This is a genomic window from Pseudomonas fluorescens (assembly GCF_902497995.1).
GTDB classification, from domain to species: domain Bacteria; phylum Pseudomonadota; class Gammaproteobacteria; order Pseudomonadales; family Pseudomonadaceae; genus Aquipseudomonas; species Aquipseudomonas fluorescens_BK.
Map to the genome: position 1 here is coordinate 1 of NZ_CABVII010000031.1, position 24,176 is coordinate 24,176.

A 24,176-nucleotide genomic window follows, 5' to 3' on the forward strand; every position below is an offset into this window, starting at 1 on the left:
TTGTGTTTGCCGAGATCGATACCGATTAATGCTGACTCGCTCATGATGATGGCCTCCGAAAACAAAACACCCTGCGAAAGCGTAGCCCTCGCAGGGTGTTGGGGGTGACCATCTCATTAACCCGCCTGAAGCGGCGGGTTTTTTATTGGGGGCGCCGAAGATTACTCTTCGAGGCTGCCCATGGCCGTGGTGTTGAAACCACCGTCCACGTACATGATTTCACCGCTGATGCCCGACGCCAGGTCGGAACACAGGAAGGCGCCGGCGTTGCCGACTTCTTCGATGGTGACGTTGCGACGCAGCGGGGTTTGCGCTTCGTTGGCGGCCAGCATCTTGCGGAAGTTCTTGATGCCGGAAGCGGCGAGGGTGCGGATCGGGCCAGCCGATACACAGTTGACGCGGGTGCCGTCCGGGCCCAGGGAGCCGGCCAGGTAACGTACGCCAGCTTCCAGGGACGCCTTGGCCATGCCCATCACGTTGTAGTTGGGCATGGTGCGCTCGGCGCCCAGGTACGACAGGGTCAGCAGGCTGCCGTTGCGGCCTTTCATCATTTCCCGGCCAGCCTTGGCCAGGGCCACGAAGCTGTAGGCGCTGATGTCGTGAGCGATGCGGAAACCTTCACGGGTGGTGGCTTCGGTGAAGTCGCCGTCCAGTTGGTCGCCCGGGGCGAAGCCGACGGAGTGCACGATGCAGTCCAGGCCGTCCCACTTCTTGCTCAGCGCTTCGAAGACCTTGGCGATTTCTTCATCGCTGGCCACGTCGCACGGGAAGCACAGGTCCGGGTTGGAACCCCAGCTCTGTGCGAACTCTTCGACACGACCCTTGAGTTTGTCGTTCTGATAAGTGAAGGCAAGCTCAGCGCCCTCGCGATGCATGGCGGCAGCGATGCCGGATGCGATGGACAGCTTGCTGGCGACACCGACGATCAGTACGCGCTTACCGGCGAGAAAACCCATGTGTTGCTCCTCTCTTTTCAGGTTATTGCGCAGTGGCTGGTACCAGGAAGGCGGCTTCCAGCAACTGCTGTGTATACGGATGTCGGGGGGCGGCAAAAATACTTTGCGCGTCTCCCTGTTCGACCACTTGGCCTTGCTTGACCACCATCAGCTGGTGGCTCAGCGCTTTGACGACAGCCAGGTCATGGCTGATAAACAGATACGTCAGGTTGTACTTGGTTTGCAGTGATCGTAAAAGCTCCACCACCTGGCGTTGCACGGTCCGGTCGAGGGCCGAGGTCGGCTCGTCCAGCAAAATCAACGCCGGTTTTAACACCAATGCCCGGGCAATGGCGATTCTCTGCCGTTGCCCGCCGGAAAATTCGTGGGGGTAGCGGTTCCGGGTTTCCGGGTCCAGACCTACCTCCTTGAGTGCCGCAATAATCGCTTGTTCCTGTTCTGCCTCAGTGCCCATCTTGTGGATTCGCAGGCCTTCGCCAACGATCTGGCTCACGCACATCCGCGGGCTCAGGCTGCCGAAGGGGTCCTGGAACACCACCTGCATCTCCCGGCGTAGCGGCCTGACCTGTTGTTGCGTCAGGCAGTCTAGCTGCTTGCCTTCAAAGCGGATGGTGCCTTTGCTGCCGATCAGCCGCAGAATCGCCAGGCCGAGCGTCGATTTACCGGAACCGCTTTCTCCCACAATCCCCAGGGTCTGGCCCTGGGGCAGGCTGAAATTGATCCCGTCCACCGCCTTGATGTGATCCACGGTCTTTTTCAGCAAGCCTTTCTTGATCGGGAACCAGACTTTCAGGTCCTCGACTTGCAGCAAGGGCGGGCCAATCACATTGGTCGCCGGCGTCCCGCTGGGCTCCGCTGCCAGCAGTTCCCGAGTGTACGGATGCTGCGGCGCGCGGAACAACTCTTCGCACGATGCCTGTTCGACGATGCAACCGCGCTGCATGACACATACGCGATGCGCAATTCTTTGTACAAGGTTCAAATCATGACTGATCAGTAGCAGCGCCATGCCCAGACGGGTCTGCAGTTCCTTGAGCAATTCGAGGATTTTCAGTTGAACCGTCACGTCCAGCGCGGTGGTCGGTTCGTCGGCGATCAACAGTTCCGGCTCGTTGGCCAGGGCCATGGCGATCATCACCCGTTGGCGCTGGCCGCCGGACAATTCATGGGGCAGGGCCTTGAGGCGCTTCTCGGGCTCCGGGATACCGACCATCTCCAGCAATTGCAGGGTGCGTCTGGTCGCCACTTTGCCGATCAGGCCCTTGTGGATGCCCAGCACCTCGTTGATCTGCTTCTCGATCGAGTGCAGCGGATTGAGCGAGGTCATCGGCTCCTGGAAGATCATCGCGATCCGGTTGCCGCGGATGTGGCGGATGGTTTTTTCTTTCAGGCTTAGCAGATTTTGCCCCGAATACTCGATGGTGCCGGACGGATGCCGGGCCAGCGGGTAGGGCAGCAGGCGCAGGATCGAGTGCGCGGTCACCGATTTGCCGGAGCCGCTTTCGCCGACCAGGGCCAGGGTTTCGCCGCGCTTGATGTCGAAGCTGACGCCTTCGACCACCCGCTGGACGCGCTCGCCGACGACGAATTCGACGGCCAGGTCGCGCACTTCGATCAGATTGTCCTGATTCATTTCACTTCCTCGGGTCGAAGGCATCGCGAGCGGACTCGCCGATAAACACCAGCAAACTCAACATCAACGCCAGCACCGCAAACGCGCTCATGCCCAGCCAGGGCGCCTGCAGGTTGGATTTGCCCTGGGCCACCAGTTCACCCAGGGACGGCGCGCCCGGCGGCAAACCGAAGCCCAGGAAGTCGAGGGCGGTCAGCGTGCCGATGGCGCCGGTCAGGATGAACGGCATGAAGGTCATGGTCGAGACCATGGCATTGGGCAGGATGTGGCGGAACATGATCGCACCATTTTGCATCCCCAGCGCCCGGGCCGCGCGTACATATTCAAGGTTGCGCCCGCGCAGGAACTCGGCGCGCACCACATCCACCAGGCTCATCCACGAGAACAGCAACATGATCCCCAGCAGCCACCAGAAGTTAGGCTGGACGAAACTGGCGAGGATGATCAGCAGGTACAGCACCGGCAACCCGGACCAGATCTCCAGGAAACGCTGCCCGGCCAGGTCGACCCAGCCGCCATAGAAACCCTGCAGCGCACCGGCAATCACACCGATGATCGAGCTCAAGATCGTCAGGGTCAGGGCGAACAGCACTGAAATCCGGAAGCCATAGATCACCCGGGCCAACACGTCGCGGCCCTGGTCGTCGGTGCCCAGCAGGTTATCGGTGGAGGGCGGTGCCGGAGCCGGGACTTTCAGGTCGTAGTTGATGCTCTGGTAGCTGTAGGGGATCGGCGCCCATAGCACCCAGGCGTCCTTGGCCTTGAGCAGTTCGCGGATGTACGGGCTCTTGTAGTTGGCTTCCAGCGGGAACTCGCCGCCGAACGCGGTTTCCGGGTAGCGTTTGAGTGCCGGGAAATACCAGCCGTCGTCGTAGTGCACCACCAGCGGTTTGTCGTTGGCGATCAGCTCGGCACCGAGGCTCAGGCCGAACAGCAGCAGAAACAGCCACAGGGACCACCAGCCACGCTTGTTGGCCTTGAACAGTTCGAAACGTCGGCGATTGAGCGGGGACAGGTTCATCTCAATGCTCCCGGCTTTCGAAGTCGATGCGCGGATCGACGAAGGTGTACGTAAGGTCGCCGATCAGCTTCACCACCAGTCCCAGCAGGGTGAAGATGAACAGCGTGCCGAAGACCACCGGGTAGTCGCGATTGATCGCCGCTTCAAAACTCATCAGCCCGAGGCCGTCGAGGGAGAAGATCACTTCCACCAGCAACGAGCCCGTGAAGAAGATGCCGATGAACGCCGACGGGAAACCGGCGATCACCAGCAGCATGGCATTGCGGAACACATGGCCGTAGAGCACGCGGTGGTTGGTCAGGCCCTTGGCTTTCGCAGTGACTACGTACTGCTTGTTGATTTCGTCGAGGAAGCTGTTTTTGGTCAGCAGGGTCATGGTCGCGAAGTTGCCGATCACCAATGCGGTCACCGGCAAGGCCAGGTGCCAGAAGTAATCTAGAATCTTGCCGCCCATGCTCAACTCGTCGAAATGGTTGGAGGTCAGCCCGCGCAACGGGAACCAGTCAAGGTAGCTGCCGCCGGCGAACAGCACGATCAGCAGGATGGCGAACAGGAACGCCGGGATCGCGTAGCCGACGATGATCAATGAGCTGGTCCAGACGTCGAAGTGGCTGCCGTGGCGCGTGGCCTTGGCGATCCCCAGCGGGATCGACACCAGGTACATGATCAGCGTGCTCCACAGCCCGAGGGAGATCGACACCGGCATTTTTTCCTTGATCAGGTCGATGACCTTGGCGTCGCGGAAGAAGCTGTCGCCGAAATCCAGGGTGGCGTAGTTCTTGATCATGATCCATAAGCGTTCCGGCGCCGACTTGTCGAAGCCGTACATGTGCTCGATTTCCTTGACCAGCGCCGGGTCCAGGCCCTGAGCGCCGCGATAGGCGGAACCGGCCACCGAGACTTCGGCACCACCGCCGGCGATGCGGCTGGTGGCGCCTTCGAAGCCTTCGAGCTTGGCGATCATCTGTTCCACCGGCCCGCCGGGGGCGGCCTGGATGATCACGAAGTTGATCAGCAAAATGCCCAGCAAGGTCGGGATGATCAGCAGCAGTCGCCGAAAAATATACGCCAGCATCTGATTACTCCGTGCCCGCAGGGTCGGCTTGCAGTTTGGTTTCGACTTCTACCGCAGGTGTAGCGTCGGGCTTGATCCACCAGGTGGTGATGCCGACGTCGTACTTGGGGGAGATGTCCGGGTGGCCGATGTGGTTCCAGTAGGCCACGCGCCAGGTCTTGATGTGCCAGTTGGGGATCACGTAGTAGCCCCATTGCAGCACCCGGTCCAGTGCCCGGGCGTGGGCCACCAGGCTTTGCCGCGAGTCCGCGTTGATCAGTTGCTCGACCAATTGGTCCACCACCGGATCTTTCAGGCCCATGGAGTTGCGGCTGCCGGGTTTGTCGGCGGCGGCGGACATCCAGAACTCGCGCTGTTCGTTGCCCGGTGAGTTGGATTGCGGGAAGCTGCCGACGATCATGTCGAAGTCCCGTGAGCGAACACGGTTGATGTACTGCGAGACATCGACCCGGCGGATCACCAGCTCGATGCCCAGATCGCTCAGGTTGCGCTTGAACGGCAGCAGCACCCGCTCGAATTCGGTCTGGGCCAGCAGGAATTCAAGGGACACCGGTTTGCCGGTGGCGTCGACCATCTTGTCGTCGACGATGCGCCAGCCGGCTTCTTGCAGCAGTTGATAGGCCTTGCGTTGCTGGGCGCGGATCATGCCGCTGCCATCGGTGACCGGGTTCTGGAACGCCTCGGTGAACACCTGCTCGGGGACCTTGCCGCGGAACGGATCGAGTATCGCCAGCTGATCGGCGTCCGGCAGGCCGCTGGCGGCCATTTCCGAATTCTCGAAATAACTGCGGGTGCGCGCGTAGGCACCGTTGAACAGTTGTTTGTTGGTCCATTCGAAGTCCAGCAACAGCGTCAGGGCCTGGCGCACGCGCAGGTCCTGGAACACCGGGCGCCGCAGGTTGAACACAAAGCCTTGCATGCCGGTGGGGTTGCCGTTGGGGATCTGTTCCTTGATCAACCGGCCCTCGGTGACGGCCGGGATGTTGTAGGCGTTGGCCCAGTTCTTCGCAGCCATCTCCAGCCAGTAATCGAACTGCCCGGCCTTGAGTGCTTCCAGGGCCACGGTGTTGTCGCGGTAATAGTCGGTGGTCATCACGTCGAAGTTGTAGAACCCGCGGTTGGCCGGCAGGTCCTTGGCCCAGTAATCCTTGACCCGCTCATAACGCACCGAACGCCCGGCCTTGACTTCGCTGACCTTGTACGGGCCGCTGCCCAACGGTATTTCCAGGTTGCCCTTGGTGAAATCGCGCGTCGCCCACCAATGCTTGGGCAACACCGGCAACTGGCCGAGGATCAGCGGCAGCTCACGGTTGTTGTTGTGTTTGAACTTGAACAGCACCGTCAGCGGGTCTTCGGCGACCACTTCCTCAACATCGCTGTAGTAACCGCGGAACAGCGGCGCGCCGTCCTTGATCAGGGTCTGGAAGCTAAACACCACATCCTCGGCGCGCATCGGATGCCCGTCGTGGAAGCGCGCTTCGGGGCGCAGGTAGAAACGCACCCAACTGTTGTCCGGGGCTTTTTCAATCTTGCCGGCCACCAGGCCGTACTCAGTGAACGGTTCATCCAGGCCCTGTTTGGCCAGGGTGTCGTAGATCATGCTGATGTCGTCGGCCGCGACACCCTTGTTGATGAAGGGATTGAGGCTGTCAAAGCCGCCGAAACCGGCCTGGCGGAAAATCCCGCCCTTGGGCGCTTCGGGGTTCACGTAATCGAAATGCTGGAAGTCGGCCGGGTATTTCGGCGGCTCGTTGTACAAGGTCAGGGCATGTTGCGGGGCGGCGCAGGCCAGCCCGGCGAACAACAGGCCGCTGGCGTGCAACAGCAGGGCACGGACGGGTTTCATCGATCCTTCTCCGAAGATTTCAGCCACCACGCGCTCAGGCCCAGGGTGTAGGGCGGCGTGGTGACAAAGGCGAACCGGTTGCGGTAGGCCAGGCGGTGATAATTGAGGTACCAGTTGGGAATGATGTAGTGCTGCCACAGCAGCACCCGGTCCAGCGCCTTGCCGGCGGCGACCTGTTCGTCGCGGTTCTTTGCGGCGAGCAAGTGTTCGAGCAAGTGGTCGACCACCGGGTTGGCGATGCCCGCGTAGTTTTTGCTGCCCCTGACCTCGGCCTGACTGGAGTGGAAGTACTGCCATTGCTCAAGGCCCGGACTGAGGGTCTGGTTGAGGGTCATCAGGATCATGTCGAAATCGAACTGATCGAGGCGTTGCTTGTACTGGGCGCGATCGACCGTGCGCAGCCGGGCGTCGATGCCGATGCTGGCGAGGTTTTCCACGTAGGGTTGAAGGATGCGCTCCAGGTTCGGGTTGACCAGCAGGATCTCCAGGCGCAACGGTTGCCCGGCGGCGTTCTGCAGCCGTTGGCCATTGAGCTTCCAGCCGGCCTCGGCCAGCAAGCCCAGGGCCTTGCGCAGGGTGTCCCGGGGAATGCCGCGGCCTTGGGTCTGCGGCAGGCTGAACGGCTCGGTGAGCAGCCTGGCCGGTAACAGCTCGCGATACGGCTTGAGCATCAGCCATTCATGGCCGACCGGCAGGCCCGTGGCCGAGAATTCGCTGTTGGGGTAGTAGCTCAGCGCGCGCTGGTAGGCACCGCTGAACAGCGTGCGGTTGGTCCACTCGAAGTCGAACATCATCCCCAAGGCTTCACGGACCCTGGCCTCGGAGAAGGTCGGACGCCGGCTGTTCATGAACAGGCCTTGGGTCTGGGTCGGGATCTGGTGCGGGATCTGCAACTTGATCACGTCGCCGCGGCGCACTGCCGGGAAGTTGTAGCCGTTTTCCCAGTTTTTCGCCTGGTGTTCGATGTAGATGTCGAATTCGCCGGCCTTGAAGGCTTCGAAGGCGACGTCGCTGTCACGGTAGAACTCGACTTCCATGCGGTCGACATTGTACTTGCCGCGATTGACCGGCAGATCCTTGCCCCAGTAATCCTTGACCCGCTCGAAAACGATCTGCCGTCCGGGCGTTACCGAGGTAACGCGATACGGCCCGCTGCCCAGGGGCGGTTCGAAGGTGGTGGCCTTGAAGTCCCGTCCTTTCCAGTAATGCTGCGGCAGTACCGGTAATTCGCCCAGGCGCAGAATCAGCAAGGGATTGCCGGCGCGCTTGAAGACGAAGCGGATGCGCTGCGGGTTGAGGATGTCGACCCGCAACACTTCCTGGAGATTGGTGCGGTACTGCGGGTGGCCTTCCTTGAGCAGCAGACGGTAGGAAAACGCCACGTCGTAGGCGGTAATCGGCGAGCCATCGTGGAACCGCGCTTGCGGACGCAGGTTGAACACCACCCAACTGCGGTCCTCGCTGTACTCCACCGATTGGGCGATCAGGCCATAACTGGACGTCGGCTCGTCGCCGGACGGTGCGTACTGGCCGGTGCCGACCATCAAGGGTTCGTTGAGCTCGTTGATGCCGTACTGCAGGAAATTGGGGGTGGAAACCGGGCTCGAACCCTTGAAGGTGTAGGGGTTGAGCGTATCGAAGGTGCCAAACGCCATCACCCGCAAGGTACCGCCCTTGGGCGCTTGCGGGTTGACCCAGTCGAAGTGGGTAAATCTGGCCGGGTACTTGAGCGTGCCGAACTGCGCATAACCATGGCTTTCGCTGATCGTCGCGCTTGCGGGGGAGTTCAAGGCCAGGCTGATCAGGAACAGGAGGAGGGGACGCTTCAAGTCAGAGATCCGATCCAGGCGGCTTGGGCTTTGTGGATCGTACAGTAACAGCTTGTATGGGCAGGAAAAAGACGGGGATTTGATGCGCGGTTAATTGCCGATGTAGGAGCGAGGCTTGCCCGCGAAGAACGATAACGCGGTATTCCAGTTACACCGCGGCGCCTGGTTCGCCGGCAAGCCTGGCTCCTACAGAACGCGGCGCTCTTGAGTCCATCGTGGAACGCCGCGCGGAGCAAGCTGCTCCTGCAGTTTTAACGCGGCGAAGCCACCGTCAACATCTGCCCGGGCTTCAGCGCCTGGCCAATCCGGGGGTTCCAGCGCTTGAGGTGCTGCATTTCAACATTGAAACGCTTGGCCACCATGTACAGCGAGTCGCCTTGCTTGACCTTGTACCGGGTCTGCTGCTTCTTGCTGGTGGCCGCCACCACGGTGTTGACGCGCCCGGAGCTGCGCCTGGTGTCCTGCATGACCAGGGTCTGACCGGCCTTGAGATTCTTGCCGGTCAATTTGTTCCAGCGCTGCAGGTCCTTGACGTCGACCTTGTTGGCCTTGGCGATGGTGGTCAGGTTGTCGCCGCGCTTGACCCGGTAAGAACGCTTGACGCCGGCAACCGCGGGGGTGTCGGCCCCTTCGAAGACCGGCTTGAGCGGCTTCTTGCTGATCAACTCGTCAGGCCGCATCGTCGACAGGCTGGTGGTCAGCAGCTGCGCCTTGGACGTCGGCACCAGCAAATGCTGGGGGCCATCGATGGTGGTGCGTTGTTTGAACGCCGGGTTGAGCTGGAACAGTTCGTCCTCGTCGATGTTGGCCACCGCGGCCACCTTGGACAGGTCCATGCGCTGGTTGATTTCGACGACCTGGAAGTAGGGTTCGTTGGCGATCGGGTTGAGGTTCACGCCGTAGGCTTCCGGCGCCAGCACCACTTGCGACAGGGCCAGCAGCTTCGGCACGTAGGCCTGGGTTTCGGCCGGCAGTGGCAGGTTCCAGTAATCGGTCGGCAGGCCAAGCTTTTCGTTGCGCTCGATGGCCCGGCTGACGGTGCCTTCGCCGGCGTTGTAGGCCGCCAGGGCCAGCAACCAGTCACCGTTGAACATGTCATGCAGGCGGGTCAGGTAATCCATCGCCGCCGTGGTCGAGGCGGTGATGTCTCGACGGCCATCGTAGAAGCGGGTCTGACGCAGGTTGAAGTAGCGGCCGGTGGAAGGGATGAATTGCCAGAGACCCACCGCGTTGGCCCGGGAATAGGCCATCGGGTTGTAGGCGCTTTCAATCACTGGCAGCAGCGCCAGCTCCAGCGGCATGTTGCGTTCTTCGAGGCGTTCGACGATGTAATGGATATACAGGCTGCCGCGCTCGCCGGCGTTTTCCAGGAAGGACGGGTTGCTGGCGAACCACAGGCGCTGTTGCTCGATGCGCGGGTTGACGCCGGCGGTGTCCTGCAGCTGGTAGCCCTGACGCATGCGCTCCCAGACATCCTGGGGTATTTGCGGGGCCGGTTTCACGCTGAGCAGCACAGGTTTTGGCTTGGCTCGAGCGGCGAGGTTCGGAACGTGTGTCGTTTCGGTCTGCGGCACATGGCTGGAACAGCCCGCCAGAGTGGCGGACACAGCCACCGCGATGGCTTGAGCCAGGCGGGTCAATGCGTCTTTATTGATGGCTTTACGAATGGATGACGACATTGGCTGGAAGTAAGTTCCGGGCAAAAATGTCGGGGGATTCTAGAAAGCGTACCCCCTGCGGTCAACCATTCAGAATTTTTGTACCATCGGCAACACGGCTTAGAACTTATCTTTCCAAGCCCGAAGAGCAGCAAAGACCGCACTCGGAGCCCGGTTATGAGTTCCGTCCCGTTCGTCCACTTTTTGTTTAACGGATGTTTCGTCGGCGCGTAAAAACGGATTGGTCCGCTTTTCCAGGGCCAGCGTCGACGGCAGCGTGATGATGCCTGCTTCCCGTTGTCGAGTGACTGTGGCCAGCCGTTCGGCGATATCCGGGTTGCCCGGTTCGACCGCGATGGCGAAGCGCAGATTGCTCAGGGTGTATTCATGACCGCAGTAGACCCGCGTATCCTCGGGAAGGGCCGCCAGGCGTGTCAGCGAGCTGTGCATTTGCTCAGGCGTTCCTTCGAACAGGCGCCCGCATCCGGCGGCGAACAGGGTGTCACCGCAAAACAGCAGACCTTGGTGATAAAGGGCTATGTGCCCCAGCGTATGGCCAGGGATTGCGATGACCTCGAAGTCGCAACCCAGCACGCTGAAGCGGTCGTTGTCCTTGAGGGCGACGTCCCGGGCCGGGATGTGTTCATTGGCCGGTCCGTAGACGGTCGCGTCCGTCGCTTTTTTCAGCTGCTCGACGCCGCCGACATGGTCATGATGATGGTGAGTGATCAGAATATCGCTCAGGACCCATTCCGGATGCGCCGCGAGCCAGGCCTGGACCGGCCCGGCATCGCCCGGGTCGACGACTGCACAGCGCCGGGTGGGGTGGTCTTGTAACAACCAGATGTAGTTGTCGGTGAAGGCGGGCAGGGCACTGATCTGTATCATCGTCGGATTCGCCAAGCGGAAAACAATGGCGCATCTTAGAACTTCCTGGCGCGTTGGAGAAATGCAATGACCGATAAAGCGTTCGCTCAGGCCGATCCTGAGTGGCTGACGTTGATCAGCGCGGCCCGTGAATGGCTATCCGGCCCCATCGGGCAATTTCTGCTGGACGAAGAACGCCGCATGCTCGAAGACGAGTTGGGGCGCTTTTTCGGCGGCTACCTGGTGCATTACGGTCCGTCGGCCCAGACACCGCCGTCGGCGCCGCAGGTGCAGCGTAATGTGCGGCTCGGCGCGCCGTTGCCGGGTGTCGAGATCGTCTGCGAGGAGCAGGCCTGGCCATTGAGCGAGCATGCCGCCGATGTGGTGGTGCTGCAGCACGGGCTGGATTTCTGCCTGTCGCCTCACGGTTTGCTGCGCGAAGCGGCCAGCAGCGTGCGGCCTGGCGGTCATCTGCTGATCATCGGGATCAACCCCTGGAGCACCTGGGGCTTGCGCCATATGTTCGCTCACGACGGCTTGCGCAAGGCGCGCTGCATTTCCCCGTTCAGGGTCGGCGACTGGCTGAACCTGCTGGGCTTTGCGCTGGAGAAACGCCGCTTCGGGTGCTATCGTCCGCCGCTGGCGTCCCCCGCCTGGCAGGCCCGCCTGGCCGGTTGGGAGCGCAAGGCCGGTGACTGGCAACTGTCGGGTGGCGGCTTCTATTTATTGGTGGCGCGCAAGATCGTGGTGGGCCTGCGGCCGGTGCGCCAGGAGCGGCGCGAGCCGATGGGCAAATTGATTCCGTTGCCGATGGCCAAGGTCAACCGTCGCCGCCTCGAACCGTAATACACATTCATATTCCCGGCCGGGTTTGTCCCGGCCTCGGGCATCGTCGGTCATGGATCGGCGGGCCAACCGCATTTTCTGGATAGATTGGCATGAGCGATAGCGTAGAACTCTTCACCGACGGCGCCTGCAAAGGCAATCCTGGCCCAGGCGGCTGGGGCGCATTGCTGGTGTGCAAGGGCGTTGAAAAAGAACTCTGGGGTGGCGAAGCCAACACCACCAACAACCGCATGGAGCTGATGGGGGCGATCCGCGGCCTGGAGGAACTCAAGCGTTCCTGCGACGTGCTGCTGGTCACCGACTCCCAGTACGTGATGAAAGGCATCAACGAGTGGATGGACAACTGGAAGAAGCGCGGGTGGAAGACCGCGGCGAAGGAGCCGGTGAAAAATGCCGATCTGTGGAAGCTGCTGGATGAGCAGGTCAACCGGCACAACGTCACCTGGAAATGGGTGCGCGGGCACATCGGCCACCATGGCAACGAACGGGCCGACCAACTGGCCAACCGTGGGGTGGATGAAGTGCGTGGGTACAAGCAGGCCTGAGGACTCGCCAATCCCCTGTGGGAGCCGGGCTTGCCCGCGATGAACGATGACGCGGTTTTGCTGAAAGTCCGCGGCGTCTGCATCGCGGGCAAGCCCGGCTCCCACCTTGATTTCCATTGAACACAATCTCTGTGTGCACTGCTGATCATGTGGGAGCCTGCTCGCGAATGGCGGCAGCACGGTGTATCTGAAAGACCCAGGCGAGCGTGTTAACATTGCCGCTTTTGCACGAATGACCCGTTGAGAGCTGAGCACTGATGGCCACCAGATCCGTTGTACTCGATACCGAAACCACCGGCATGCCGGTGACCGATGGCCACCGGATTATCGAAATCGGTTGTGTCGAGTTGCTCGGTCGGCGCCTGACGGGTCGGCATTTCCATGTTTACCTGCAACCGGATCGCGAGAGTGATGAAGGCGCCATCGGCGTCCACGGCATCACCAACGAATTCCTGGTGGGCAAGCCGCGCTTCACCGAAGTGGCCGACGAATTCTTCGAGTTCATCAAGGGCGCGCAACTGATCATCCATAACGCGGCGTTCGACGTTGGCTTCATCAACAACGAATTCGCCCTGATGGGCCAGCACGATCGCGCGGACATCACGCAGCACTGCTCGATCCTCGATACCTTGATGATGGCCCGGGAGCGTCACCCCGGGCAGCGCAACAGCCTCGATGCCTTGTGCAAACGTTACGGCGTCGATAACTCCGGCCGTGAACTCCACGGCGCCTTGCTCGACTCCGAGATCCTTGCCGACGTTTACCTGACCATGACCGGCGGCCAGACCAGCCTGTCCCTGGCCGGTAATGCGTCCGATGGCAACGGTTCCGGTGAAGGCGCAGACAACTCGGCCACTGAAATCCGTCGCTTGCCGGTCGACCGTCAATCGACGCGCATCATTCGCGCCAGTGAAGACGACCTGGCCCAGCACATCGCGCGTCTGGAAGCCATCGCCAAGTCCGCTGGCGCGCCGTCGCTGTGGCAGCAACTGGCGGAGGCCAAGGCGCAGGCCTGATTATCGGTATTTGTCTGGAAGAGCTGGTATGGCGAGGGAGCTAGTCTGCGCAAGCATTGAATTTGCTGGCGACATGATGGTGCACTCGCTGACCTCATTCAGGGCACCGCACTCGCCACCAGCGCTCGAACCCTCTACCCTGAGGTGATTGGCAGGCCACGACCCGCCGCCTCGGGACACTGAGCCTCATGTATAAAGATCTGAAATTTCCGGTCCTGATCGTTCATCGCGACATCAAGGCCGACACCGTCGCCGGTGACCGTGTGCGGGGTATTGCCCGGGAGCTGGAGCAGGAAGGCTTCAGTATTCTCGGCGCCGTGGATTACACCGAAGGACGCCTCGTCGCCTCGACCCATCACGGTCTCTCGTGCATGTTGATCGCCGCCGAGGACGCCAGCACCAACTCGCACCTGCTGCACAACATGGCCGAGCTGATCGGCCTGGCGCGGGTGCGTGCGCCGGACCTGCCGATTTTCGCCCTGGGCGAACAGGTGACCCTGGAGAACGCCCCGGCCGATGCCATGGCCGAACTCAATCAGTTGCGCGGCATTCTGTACCTGTTCGAAGACACCGTGCCATTCCTCGCTCGTCAGGTGGCCCGCGCCGCGCGCAAGTACCTGGATGGCCTGCTGCCACCGTTCTTCAAAGCCCTGGTGCAACACACCGCCGACTCCAATTATTCCTGGCACACGCCCGGTCATGGCGGTGGCGTGGCGTATCACAAGAGTCCGGTCGGGCAGGCGTTTCACCAGTTCTTCGGCGAAAACACCCTGCGCTCGGACCTGTCGGTGTCGGTGCCGGAACTGGGCTCGCTGCTCGATCACACCGGCCCCCTGGCAGAAGCGGAGGCCCGTGCCGCCCGCAACTTCGGCGCCGACCATACCTTCTTCGTCATCAACGGCACCTCGACCGCGAACAAGATCGTCTGGCATTCGATGGTCGCCCGGGATGACCTGGTGCTGGTGGATCGCAACTGTCACAAGTCGGTGCTGCATTCGATCATCATGACCGGCGCCATCCCGCTGTACCTGTGCCCGGAGCGCAATGAGCTGGGGATCATCGGTCCGATTCCCTTGAGCGAATTCAGTCGCGAATCGATCCAGGCCAAGATCGACGCCAGCCCGCTGACCAAGGGGCGGGCGCCCAAAGTCAAACTCGCGGTGATTACCAACTCCACCTACGACGGCCTCTGTTACAACGCCGAGCTGATCAAGCAAAACCTGGGCAACAGCGTCGAGGTCTTGCACTTCGATGAGGCCTGGTACGCTTATGCGGCATTTCATGAATTTTTTGCCGGACGCTACGGCATGGGCACTTCCCGCAGTGAAGACGGCCCGTTGGTGTTCACCACCCATTCCACCCACAAGCTGTTGGCCGCGTTCAGCCAGGCCTCGATGATTCACGTCCAGGACGGCGGCGCGCGACAACTGGACCGGGATCGCTTCAACGAAGCGTTCATGATGCACATCTCCACCTCGCCGCAGTACAGCATCATCGCGTCCCTGGACGTGGCATCGGCCATGATGGAGGGCCCGGCAGGACGTTCGCTGTTGCAGGAAATGTTCGACGAGGCCCTGAGTTTTCGCCGGGCCCTGGCCAATCTGCGCCAGCACATTGCGGCCGATGACTGGTGGTTCTCCATCTGGCAGCCACCGTCGGTGGAAGGCATCGACCGTGTGGTCACCGAAGACTGGTTGCTGCAACCCGAGGCCGACTGGCACGGTTTTGGCGGCGTGACCGATGACTACGTATTGCTCGATCCGATCAAGGTCACCCTGGTGATGCCGGGCCTGACCGCAGGCGGAGCGCTTAGCGAGCGCGGAATTCCGGCGGCGGTGGTCAGCAAATTCCTCTGGGAACGTGGCCTGGTCGTCGAAAAGACCGGGCTGTATTCATTCCTGGTGCTGTTTTCCATGGGCATCACCAAGGGCAAATGGAGCACGCTGCTGACCGAGTTGCTGGAATTCAAGCGCAGCTACGATGCCAACGTCAGTCTCGCCAGCTGCCTGCCGTGCGTGGCGCAAGCGAATGTCGCGCGCTATCAGGGCATGGGGCTGCGCGATCTGTGCGATCAATTGCACGCCTGCTACCGCAGCAACGCCACGGCCAAACACCTCAAACGCATGTACACCGTGCTGCCGGAAATCGCCATGAAGCCATCTGACGCCTATGATCAACTGGTGCGTGGCGACGTTGAAGCGGTGGCCATCGATGCTCTGGATGGGCGGATCGCCGCGGTGATGCTGGTGCCGTACCCACCGGGGATACCGTTGATCATGCCCGGCGAACGTTTTACCGAGTCGACGCGCTCGATCATCGATTACCTGGCGTTTGCCCGTACGTTCGACAGCAGCTTCCCGGGATTTGTCGTCGATGTGCACGGCTTGCAACACGAAGACGAGGGCAATGGACGGCATTACACCGTCGATTGCATCAAGGAATGAGGACTTTTCCCAGTATGCAACCGGTCATGAATCCGCAATACCCAGGGCTGTCGGTGCGGGTTGCCGACGATGGTTTCGCCGCTTATATCTGGGGCAGTGATTTCAGTTTTGAAGTCGCGGCCTATGGCGCCGCGCAAATCGGCAAGCCGGTGCAGCGCTGGCCGGTGACGTCGATCACGCCTTACCGCAAGTGCTACGGCATCGATCCCGAGGAATTCAGCAGTTTCCGCGAGGCGCCCGACTGCGACATTTTCATGGCTTATCTGGATGACGAGCCGGTGGGTCACCTGGTGGTCAGCACCAACTGGAACGGCTTTGCCCACATCGATGAGTTGGCGGTGCACGCGCCAGCGCGCCGGCATGGCGTGGCCAAGGCGCTGCTGGAGGTGGCGCAGTTCTGGAGTCGCAAGAAAAAACTGCCGGGCATCATGCTCGAAACCCAGAACAATAACCTGGGCGCCTGCCGGCTCTATGAGCGTTGCGGCTTCGTGGTGGGCGGGATCGATCATTTGCGCTATCGCGGCATCGACCCGAACACCGCCGAAGTGGCATTGTTCTGGTATCGATTGTTCGATAACCCGCTGGAAAACCGCTCAGCTCGCCAGCATCGCCGCGGCTTGTTCCGTGACGATGTCCAGTAATGCCTGAACGGCCAGCGAGGGTTCGCCGTTTTTCAGGGTCAGGGCATAGAGGCTGATCGGCACCGCGGGCGCCAGCGGGCAAGCGTCGAGCCCGGTCGATCTGGCCCCGAGCGCGGTAAACGGGTCGACGATCGCCAGGCCTTCGCCGGCTTCGACCATGCTGCGCATCATCTGATAGGTCTGAACCCGGGTATGGATCACCGGGGCCGGGCGTAACGCGTGCAGTTTGTGGTCGAGCGCCGTGCTCAACGGATCATGACCTTCCAGCCCCACCATCGATTGTCCCGCCAGGTCTTGCAGCGAGATGTACTTCTGTTTCGGTTGCAACCAGCCATGGGGGGCGAGCAGCTGAAGCTTACCCTGGGCGATCACCTGGCAATGGAGGTCGGCGTGATCGGGGTCGTGCAGGCTCAGGCCCAGGTCGCTTTCGCGCAGCAACAGGCTTCTGACGATCTCGCGGGTGGGCTGGCTTAGCAGGCTGCAAGGCGCGTCGGGCAGACGTCGACGCAAGGTCGCGATGCTCTGCGGCAACAGCTGTTGGGCCAGGGGCGGGGTGCAGATAATGCGCAGGGGCGGGGCTTGATAGTGCTTGAGGCTGCTGGCCAGACGCTGGACCGGCTCGAGCGCGTCATAGACATGGGCGATTTGCACCTGCAACGCCCGTGCCTCCCGCGTAGCCTGCAGGCGTCCACGCACGCTGGAAAACAGCATGAAACCCAACTGATCCTCGGCATCGCGCAGAATGCGTTCAACCTCGGCCACCGGCAACTGCAGCCATTCGGCGGCGGTGCCCAGGTGACCGGTCTGCAAGAGCGCCTGGATCACTTCGATATGACGTAAACGCATGCGTGAAGTCCATGTTCGGCAGATGAGGGAGTCAGTGAATGAATCCTAACCCAAGTGCGCGCATATGACTTCTGCTCATAACGGCAAGTTATGAGGCGACGGTGGTTTCCGGCAGCTGTCCGACATAAGTGTCAGGTTCGCGCGTGATAGTGACGTCCGATTGAATCAGCTGAAACCGGTTGTCATCGATTTTTCTCATTCGATCGCCAATGGCCAGCTTGTAGGTAGTGACAGGCACCGAGCCGGTAAGACCGTCTTCCGACGGGGTGGAGTCCTGGAACTCATGCACTAGATAAACGCGGCCTTCTGCGTCTCTTGCATGGAACTGACCGATGCGTACTGCTGCCATCTGCTTAAAACCTCTGGAGATAAATCACCCAATTTGCGGGTTTGTGGACCGTGGTTGGGCGAGGTAAGTTTTCCTGCTGGAAAAAAATAGTCAAGGGCGATGTTTTAGTCGCCCACTGCTTGAATCGTCATCTATAACTACTAGCTCTTTCTATCGGACAGTCGAGAGTCTTCCATGAGCAATGTCTACACGATCGCCGTACTGGTCGGCAGCTTGAGAAAGGAATCGATCAATCGCAAGGTCGCTCTGGCCCTGGCCGATCTGGCGCCGGCGAATCTCAAGCTGAACATCATCGAAATCGGCGACCTGCCGCTCTACAACGAAGACATCGATGGCGCTTCACCGCCGGCAGCCTACAGCACTTTCCGACAACAAGTGAGCTCATCCGACGCATTGCTGTTCGTGACCCCCGAATACAACCGTTCGGTGCCGGCGCCATTGAAGAATGCGATCGACGTCGGTTCACGCCCCTATGGCCAGAGTGCCTGGGGCGGGAAGCCGGGGGCGGTGATCAGCGTTTCGCCGGGTGCGGTGGGCGGATTCGGCGCCAACCATCACCTGCGCCAGTCCATGGTGTTCCTCGATGTACCCTGCATGCAGCAACCGGAAGCCTACCTGAACGGCGCGGGTTCGGCGTTCGATGAGGCTGGCAAATTGTCCGAGACGGTCAGGCCGTTCCTGCAGAAATTCATCAATGCCTACGGAAAATGGGTCGAGCAGCACAAGAAAATGTGAAGAGCCTTGTAGGAGCGAGCTTGCCTGTGGCGAGGGGGCGAGCCCCAATACCAGCCAGTCAGCGCGGGACCTGTGGGAGCGGGCTTGCTCGCGAAGACCGTGGCACAGTCAATATTGATGTCGCCTGACACACCGCTTTCGCGAGCAAGCCCGCTCCCACAGGGTTCCGCGCTGACTGACTGGGCATTAGCGCTCGCCCGGGAATCTGCGCTTTACTGCATATTCGAAATTCCATATATTCACGCTTCGTTTGCCCAGATGCGTGCTCCTCATGTCCGACTCCCGCAGTCCCGTCGATATTTTCAAGGCCCTGGCCGATGACACCCGCAGTCGAATCGCCTTGCTGATTGCCCGCGAAGGCGAGTTGTGCGTGTGCGAGTTGACCGCCGGGCTGGACCTCAGCCAGCCGAAGATTTCCCGTCATCTGGCGCTATTGCGCAGCAATGGCCTGTTGACGGACCGGCGCCAGGGGCAATGGGTGTTTTATCGCCTGCACCCGGACTTGTCGCCCTGGGTGATCACGCTAATGCAGGGCGCGCTGGCCGATCATCAAGGCTGGCTGGCGGCGGATGTCGCGCGACTGCACGCCATGAGCGATCGACCTGAACGCTGCTGTTGAACCCTGATCTTCGTTCCGCCCCCTGTTTGAAGGCTGCTGTGCATGCTCATTGCGTCGTTGATTTTCCTGCTGACCATCACCCTGGTGATCTGGCAACCCAAAGGCCTCGGCGTCGGTTGGAGTGCGGTATTGGGCGCCGTGCTGGCGTTGATTTTCGGTGTGGTGCACTTGGGCGATATCCCGATTGTGTGGCAGATCATCTGGAATGCCACCGGCACCTTTGTCGCACTGATCATCATCAGCCTGCTGCTGGACGAGGCGGGGTTCTTCGCCTGGGCGGCACTGCATGTGGCGCGCTGGGGCAGGGGCAGCGGACGCAAATTGTTTGCTTACATGGTGCTGCTCGGAGCCCTGGTCTCGGCGTTGTTTGCCAATGACGGCGCGGCGTTGATTCTTACACCGATCGTGATTTCCATGCTGCTGGCCCTGCGTTTTTCTCCGGCGGCCACCCTGGCATTCGTCATGGGCGCCGGTTTTATTGCCGACACCGCGAGTCTGCCGCTGGTGGTGTCGAACCTGGTGAACATCGTGTCCGCCGACTTCTTCAACATCACGTTCAATCGTTATGCGGCCGTCATGATCCCGGTCAACCTGGTGAGCGTTGCAGCGACCCTTGGGATGTTGATGTGGTTTTTCCGGCGCGACATTCCCGAGGACTACGATCCCGAACAGCTGGAACATCCGGCGTGCGCGATCCATGACAAGGCGACGTTTTTTGCCGGCTGGGGGGTCTTGGCGATTCTGTTGCTCGGCTGCTTCGCCCTGGAACCGCTGGGCATTCCGATCAGTGCCATTTCGGCGGTGTGCGCCGCGTTGCTGTTGGCCATCGCTGCCCGTGGCCACAAGATTTCCACGCGCAAGGTGATCAAGGAAGCGCCATGGCAGATCGTTATCTTCTCACTGGGTATGTACCTGGTGGTCTACGGCCTGCGCAACGCCGGGCTCACCGGCTATCTGGCCGGCTGGCTGGACGGCTTTGCCGGTTACGGTGTCTGGGGCGCGGCCATGGGCACCGGGCTGTTGACGGCGCTGCTGTCGTCGATGATGAATAATTTGCCGACAGTGCTGATCGGGTTGCTGTCGATCGAGGCCAGTCAGGCAACGGGGGTGGTGAAGGAGGCGATGATCTATGCCAACGTCATCGGCAGTGATCTGGGGCCGAAAATCACGCCGATCGGCAGCCTGGCGACGTTGTTGTGGCTGCATGTGCTGCAGCGCAAGAACATCCGGATCGGCTGGGGGTATTACTTCAAGGTCGGGATTGTGTTGACGGTGCCGGTGTTGTTGGTGACGTTGGCGGCGTTGGCGTTGCGGTTGTCCCTTTAGACCGCGTCGGCCTCTTCGCGGGCAAGCCTCGCTCCTACAGGAATTGTGTGGATCACAGAATGCAGTAACGACACAAGCCCTGTAGTAGCGAGGCTTGCCCGCGAAGCGGCCAGTCCTGCCAATACGAGGTTCAACCACTACCCGGCACATTCGGCCAAAGATCCGCCACCAGAAACAACCGCTCCGCTTCCTCCCAATCCCCATCGCCATTCTCTGCCAGCCGCACCAGCAACTGTGCCGGGGCCAGCGGCTCCAGATCGCTGAGCCACGCATCCAGCTGCCCGGTATTCCAGGTCTGCTCCACCGGATAATGCGCTGGCGCCAGCCAGGCGTGGCGGGGCAGGGGTTGCCAGCGGCCGAACGGGCGCTGCACGACAAAGTCGGCCCAGTCCTTTTGATGCAACCAGCTGCCACGCAAATGCTGCGCATGCGCACCGTCGGGTGGTGCGGACGGCCCCGGCCACGGATACAGCAGATAGCCGCCGAGCCACAAATGCGCACTGAACTGCCGGATATCCAGCGCCGCCAGCACTTCACGACTCTCCGGGCGGGCGGAAATCGGCAATTGATGCTGGCTGAGGTGGGCGAGCTTGCGGTCCAGCCGATCGTGGCAGCCCGGGCCGAGCCACTGCGCCGTGTCGTGTCCGTTGCCGTTCTGCGGGCCGAGGTAGAGTTTGATCGCCAGTTCCAGGTGGTGCACGCCGTCACGATCGCGCAGCAACATGTCCAGTTCACCCAGGGTGTGCCCCCCGCGGCGGATCGGCATGTTAGCGGCAATCAGCTCGATGCCCGGTGCGTGGCGCACCGCGTACTGCCATAGACGTTCGTAATACAAACCCAGGCGCCGGGTCCGGGCCTGGGCCAGCCAGTGCAGCAAGTCATAACTGTCGCGATCGAGTTGCCGCAGCCACAACTCCAGCCGTTGCGGCGCCTGAACCCAGTCACTGCCGGCCAGCGGATGGCGTTGGGGCCACGGCGTATCGCTGAGCATGGGCGGCGCGAGGATGACCCAGGCCAGGTCGCGCACTTCCGGGTGGCGCAACTGATGGGGCAACTGCAGCAAATCAGGAAATAGGATCATCTTGCGAGCATAGCCTCAATCATGAGTGCACCGTTGTGGCTGAAAGGATTTTGTCTATCCCGCGCTTTCGCCCATAATCGTGTTTTTCGCCGTCCTCGCAGGAACCCCATGGAGCAATTTCGTAATATCGGCATCATCGGTCGCCTGGGCAGTTCCCAGGTGCTGGATACCGTCCGCCGACTGAAACGGTTTCTGCTCGACCGTCACCTGCACGTGATCCTCGAAGACACCATTGCCGAAGTCTTGCCCGGTCATGGCCTGCAAACCTCGTCACGCAAGATGCTCGGCGAAGTCTGTGACATGGTGATTGTGGTCGGCGGTGACGGCAGCCTGCTGGGGGCTGCTCGTGCGTTGGCCCGACACAATGTTCCGGTGCTGGGCATCAACCGCGGCAGCCTGGGTTTCCTGACCGATATTCGCCCCGATGAACTGGAAGTGAAAGTCGCCGAAGTGCTCGACGGCCATTATCTGGTGGAAAACCGCTTCCTGCTGCAGGCCGAAGTCCGGCGTCACGCCGAGGCCATTGGCCAGGGCGATGCGCTGAACGATGTGGTGCTGCACCCTGGCAAATCGACGCGGATGATCGAGTTCGAGCTGTACATCGACGGCCAGTTCGTCTGCAGCCAGAAGGCCGACGGCCTGATCGTCTCCACGCCCACCGGCTCGACGGCCTACGCACTGTCGGCGGGCGGACCGATCATGCACCCCAAGCTCGACGCTATCGTGATTGTGCCGATGTACCCCCATACCTTATCGGGCCGGCCAATTGTGGTCGAAGGCAACAGTGAGCTGAAAATCGTCGTGTCCAAGGATATGCAGATCTACCCGCAAGTCTCCTGTGACGGGCAGAACCATTTCACCTGCGCGCCCGGCGACACCATCACCATCAGCAAGAAGGCGCAGAAGTTGCGGCTGATTCATCCACTCGACCACAACTACTATGAAGTGTGCCGGACCAAACTCGGCTGGGGCAGTCGGTTGGGTGGTGGAGGCGACTGATGCTCGATCCCGCGCGTAGCTACGACCTCATCGGTGACGTGCACGGTTGCGCTCTGACCCTTGAGCACTTGCTCGACCGACTCGGTTATCAAAAACAGGGCGGCGTCTGGCGGCATCCGTCGCGTATGGCGGTGTTCGTCGGCGACATCATCGACCGCGGCCCGCGGATTCGCGAGGCGCTGCACATTGTCCACGACATGGTCGAGGCCGGCCAGGCGCTATGCATCATGGGCAACCATGAATTCAACGCCTTGGGCTGGAGCACCCCTGCGCTTGCGGGGAGCGGCAAGCAATTCGTCCGTGAACACTCGCCGCGCCATGCCCGTCTGCTCAAAGAAACCCTGACCCAGTTCGAACACCATCCGGCTGACTGGCACGACTTCCTGCAATGGTTCTATGAATTGCCCTTGTTCGTCGATGCCGGGCGCTTCCGGGTCGTGCATGCCTGCTGGGATGCCGGACTGATCGAACCGTTGCGGGCGCTATTTCGCGACGGTTGCGTCGATGAGCATTTTCTCCAGGCCTCGGCGGTGCCCGGCAGCTTTGCCTGCACCGTATTCGATCGCTTGCTGCGCGGCACCGACATGCGTTTGCCCCATGGGCTGACCATGACCAGCGGCGATGGCCTGATACGTTCGTTCTTCCGCACCAAGTTCTGGGAAGAAGATCCGCAAACCTACGGAGACATTGTGTTCCAGCCCGATGCATTGCCAGAGCCCGTGGCGCAAACGCCTTTGTCGTCCACAGAGAAAGACACCTTGCTGCGCTATGGCGTCGATGAGCCTCTGCTGTTCGTCGGTCATTACTGGCGCAGCGGCAAACCGGCACCGATCCGGCCGAACCTGGCCTGCCTGGACTACAGCGCGGTGCTTTACGGCAAACTGGTGGCCTATCGCCTGGATCAGGAAACCCGTCTCGATCCGCATAAGTTCGTCTGGGTCGATGTCGAGCGGCCGCAGGTGTTGCAATGAGTGCCGTTGCAGTATTGCGCCTGCCCCTGGCGGTGGACCTGAGTGGCTTCGTCAAGTTGCTGCAGCGCATGCAGGTGCCGCATCGGGTCAGTGAAGAGGCGGGCGAGCAGGTGCTGTGGGTGCCGGCGAACATCAGTGAAGACGTGCGTTCGTTGTACGAACGTTTCCCCGCGGGCGATCCCGATCAACAGCTCGACATCCCCGTGGCACCGAGCACCGGTCGCCCCGGTTTTGTCGAGCAATTGCGCTACGCCAAGGCGACTGCACTGGTGCTGGTGCTGAGCCTGCTGGTCGGCGCGGTGACGCTGTTGGGCGAAAACTTCACCACGATGCGCTGGCTGACCTTTCTCGATTTCCGCATCGTCGGCGACTACATCCATTTCGTGCCGTTGGCCGACAGTCTGGCGGCAGGGCAATGGTGGCGCCTGGTGACGCCGATGCTGATCCATTTCGGCATCCTGCACCTGGCCATGAACGGCATGTGGTACTGGGAGCTGGGGCGGCGCATCGAGTCGCGCCAGGGCAGTATCAACCTGATCGGCCTGACCTTGCTGTTCAGCCTGGTGTCCAACTATACCCAGTTCGTTTTCAGCGGCCCGACCCTGTTTGGCGGGTTGTCCGGGGTGCTATACGGCCTGCTGGGGCATTGCTGGATTTTCCAGATCCTGGCGCCGAACCCGGCCTATCGCCTGCCGCGTGGCGTGCTGGTGATGATGCTGGTGTGGCTGCTGCTCTGCCTGTCCGGGCTGGTCTCGATGATCGGCTTCGGTGAAATCGCCAACGCGGCCCACGTCAGCGGGTTACTCATCGGATGCTTCACCGGTCTGTTGGGTGGTTTGTACAACCGCCGTAAACTGGCCATCTAAACAAGCT

21 protein-coding genes and 1 pseudogene are annotated in these 24,176 nt (G+C 61.2%); 11 read left to right on the top strand and 11 right to left on the bottom strand.

The genetic code is table 11. The features are described 5' to 3' along the window. Positions 1 to 161 precede the first annotated feature (161 nt). From fabI to gloB, 8 genes are all read right to left on the bottom strand, one after another. Complete coding sequence (gene fabI, locus F8N80_RS27075; RefSeq protein WP_084320830.1) at positions 162 to 956, bottom strand: enoyl-ACP reductase FabI; 795 nt, start codon at positions 954 to 956, stop codon at positions 162 to 164. 22 nt (positions 957 to 978) lie between these two features. Beyond that, entirely contained in the window at positions 979 to 2,589 is a 1,611-nt protein-coding gene (locus F8N80_RS27080) for an ABC transporter ATP-binding protein (protein WP_150749003.1), read from the bottom strand. Position 2,590: 1 nt separating this feature from the next. Further along, a complete protein-coding gene (locus tag F8N80_RS27085) occupies positions 2,591 to 3,610 on the bottom strand; it encodes an ABC transporter permease (RefSeq protein WP_150749002.1) in 1,020 nt (339 codons plus the stop codon). A gap of 1 nt (position 3,611) precedes the next feature. Further along, positions 3,612 to 4,685, bottom strand: a complete 1,074-nt coding sequence (locus F8N80_RS27090; RefSeq protein ID WP_150749001.1) for a microcin C ABC transporter permease YejB — start codon at positions 4,683 to 4,685, stop codon at positions 3,612 to 3,614. A 4-nt stretch (positions 4,686 to 4,689) separates the two neighbouring features. Beyond that, a complete protein-coding gene (locus F8N80_RS27095) occupies positions 4,690 to 6,531 on the bottom strand; it encodes an extracellular solute-binding protein (protein ID WP_150785090.1) in 1,842 nt (613 codons plus the stop codon). Continuing rightward, entirely contained in the window at positions 6,528 to 8,342 is a 1,815-nt protein-coding gene (locus F8N80_RS27100) for an extracellular solute-binding protein (RefSeq protein WP_412071198.1), read from the bottom strand. Before F8N80_RS27100 ends, F8N80_RS27095 begins: the two co-directional genes overlap by 4 nt. A 269-nt stretch (positions 8,343 to 8,611) precedes the next feature. After that, on the bottom strand, positions 8,612 to 10,039 hold the full coding sequence (locus F8N80_RS27105; RefSeq protein ID WP_150748998.1) for a transglycosylase SLT domain-containing protein: 1,428 nt from the start codon (positions 10,037 to 10,039) through the stop codon (positions 8,612 to 8,614). Between the two features lie 99 nt (positions 10,040 to 10,138). Then, complete coding sequence (gloB, locus tag F8N80_RS27110; RefSeq protein WP_150785091.1) at positions 10,139 to 10,906, bottom strand: hydroxyacylglutathione hydrolase; 768 nt, start codon at positions 10,904 to 10,906, stop codon at positions 10,139 to 10,141. A gap of 66 nt (positions 10,907 to 10,972) precedes the next feature. On the opposite strand from gloB, the gene F8N80_RS27115 reads away from it, so the two are divergent. From F8N80_RS27115 to F8N80_RS27135, 5 genes and pseudogenes are all read left to right on the top strand, one after another. Beyond that, positions 10,973 to 11,731 (top strand): class I SAM-dependent methyltransferase, encoded by a 759-nt coding sequence (locus F8N80_RS27115; RefSeq protein ID WP_150748996.1) that lies wholly within the window; start codon positions 10,973 to 10,975, stop codon positions 11,729 to 11,731. A 92-nt stretch (positions 11,732 to 11,823) separates the two neighbouring features. Then, positions 11,824 to 12,276: a ribonuclease HI gene (gene rnhA / locus F8N80_RS27120; RefSeq protein ID WP_008028618.1), complete on the top strand. Its 453-nt coding sequence runs from the start codon at positions 11,824 to 11,826 to the stop codon at positions 12,274 to 12,276. 257 nt (positions 12,277 to 12,533) lie between these two features. Further along, the gene (gene dnaQ, locus F8N80_RS27125; RefSeq protein ID WP_150749202.1) at positions 12,534 to 13,292 is read left to right on the top strand and encodes a DNA polymerase III subunit epsilon; all 759 of its coding nucleotides are present in this window, start codon (positions 12,534 to 12,536) and stop codon (positions 13,290 to 13,292) included. 188 nt (positions 13,293 to 13,480) lie between these two features. Continuing rightward, positions 13,481 to 15,736, top strand: a complete 2,256-nt coding sequence (locus tag F8N80_RS27130; protein WP_150747054.1) for an Orn/Lys/Arg decarboxylase N-terminal domain-containing protein — start codon at positions 13,481 to 13,483, stop codon at positions 15,734 to 15,736. Positions 15,737 to 15,750: 14 nt separating this feature from the next. After that, a pseudogene (locus tag F8N80_RS27135) lies at positions 15,751 to 16,364 on the top strand (GNAT family N-acetyltransferase). Here F8N80_RS27135 and F8N80_RS27140 read toward each other — a convergent pair. Together F8N80_RS27140 and F8N80_RS27145 are read right to left on the bottom strand one after the other, a co-directional pair. Beyond that, the gene (locus tag F8N80_RS27140) at positions 16,330 to 17,223 is read right to left on the bottom strand and encodes a LysR family transcriptional regulator (protein WP_150747056.1); all 894 of its coding nucleotides are present in this window, start codon (positions 17,221 to 17,223) and stop codon (positions 16,330 to 16,332) included. The pseudogene F8N80_RS27135 and the gene F8N80_RS27140 overlap by 35 nt on opposite strands. 88 nt (positions 17,224 to 17,311) lie before the next feature. Next, positions 17,312 to 17,572, bottom strand: coding sequence for a hypothetical protein (locus F8N80_RS27145; RefSeq protein ID WP_150747057.1), 261 nt, complete (start codon positions 17,570 to 17,572; stop codon positions 17,312 to 17,314). Between the two features lie 174 nt (positions 17,573 to 17,746). On the opposite strand from F8N80_RS27145, the gene F8N80_RS27150 reads away from it, so the two are divergent. The 3 genes from F8N80_RS27150 (at position 17,747) to F8N80_RS27160 (ending at position 20,252) form a co-directional block, all read left to right on the top strand. After that, the gene (locus F8N80_RS27150) at positions 17,747 to 18,307 is read left to right on the top strand and encodes an NADPH-dependent FMN reductase (protein ID WP_150747058.1); all 561 of its coding nucleotides are present in this window, start codon (positions 17,747 to 17,749) and stop codon (positions 18,305 to 18,307) included. A gap of 271 nt (positions 18,308 to 18,578) precedes the next feature. Next, the gene (locus tag F8N80_RS27155; RefSeq protein ID WP_150747059.1) at positions 18,579 to 18,926 is read left to right on the top strand and encodes a metalloregulator ArsR/SmtB family transcription factor; all 348 of its coding nucleotides are present in this window, start codon (positions 18,579 to 18,581) and stop codon (positions 18,924 to 18,926) included. 42 nt (positions 18,927 to 18,968) lie between these two features. Then, positions 18,969 to 20,252, top strand: a complete 1,284-nt coding sequence (locus F8N80_RS27160; RefSeq protein ID WP_150785093.1) for an arsenic transporter — start codon at positions 18,969 to 18,971, stop codon at positions 20,250 to 20,252. A gap of 130 nt (positions 20,253 to 20,382) precedes the next feature. On the opposite strand, the gene F8N80_RS27165 is transcribed toward F8N80_RS27160, so the two are convergent. Beyond that, the gene (locus tag F8N80_RS27165) at positions 20,383 to 21,333 is read right to left on the bottom strand and encodes a DUF1853 family protein (RefSeq protein WP_150785094.1); all 951 of its coding nucleotides are present in this window, start codon (positions 21,331 to 21,333) and stop codon (positions 20,383 to 20,385) included. A 108-nt stretch (positions 21,334 to 21,441) separates the two neighbouring features. Between F8N80_RS27165 and F8N80_RS27170 the strand changes: the two genes are divergently transcribed. From F8N80_RS27170 to F8N80_RS27180, 3 genes are read left to right on the top strand one after another with little or no spacing between them, the layout of a single operon-like run. Then, positions 21,442 to 22,332 (top strand): NAD(+) kinase, encoded by an 891-nt coding sequence (locus tag F8N80_RS27170; RefSeq protein ID WP_150747062.1) that lies wholly within the window; start codon positions 21,442 to 21,444, stop codon positions 22,330 to 22,332. Further along, complete coding sequence (locus tag F8N80_RS27175) at positions 22,329 to 23,303, top strand: metallophosphoesterase (RefSeq protein ID WP_440131198.1); 975 nt, start codon at positions 22,329 to 22,331, stop codon at positions 23,301 to 23,303. The genes F8N80_RS27170 and F8N80_RS27175 overlap by 4 nt, the downstream gene beginning before the upstream one ends. Further along, positions 23,300 to 24,169 carry a rhomboid family intramembrane serine protease gene (locus tag F8N80_RS27180; RefSeq protein WP_150785096.1) on the top strand — a complete coding sequence of 290 codons (870 nt, stop codon included), beginning with the start codon at positions 23,300 to 23,302 and terminating at the stop codon, positions 24,167 to 24,169. Before F8N80_RS27175 ends, F8N80_RS27180 begins: the two co-directional genes overlap by 4 nt. The last annotated feature ends 7 nt before the right edge of the window (positions 24,170 to 24,176 follow it).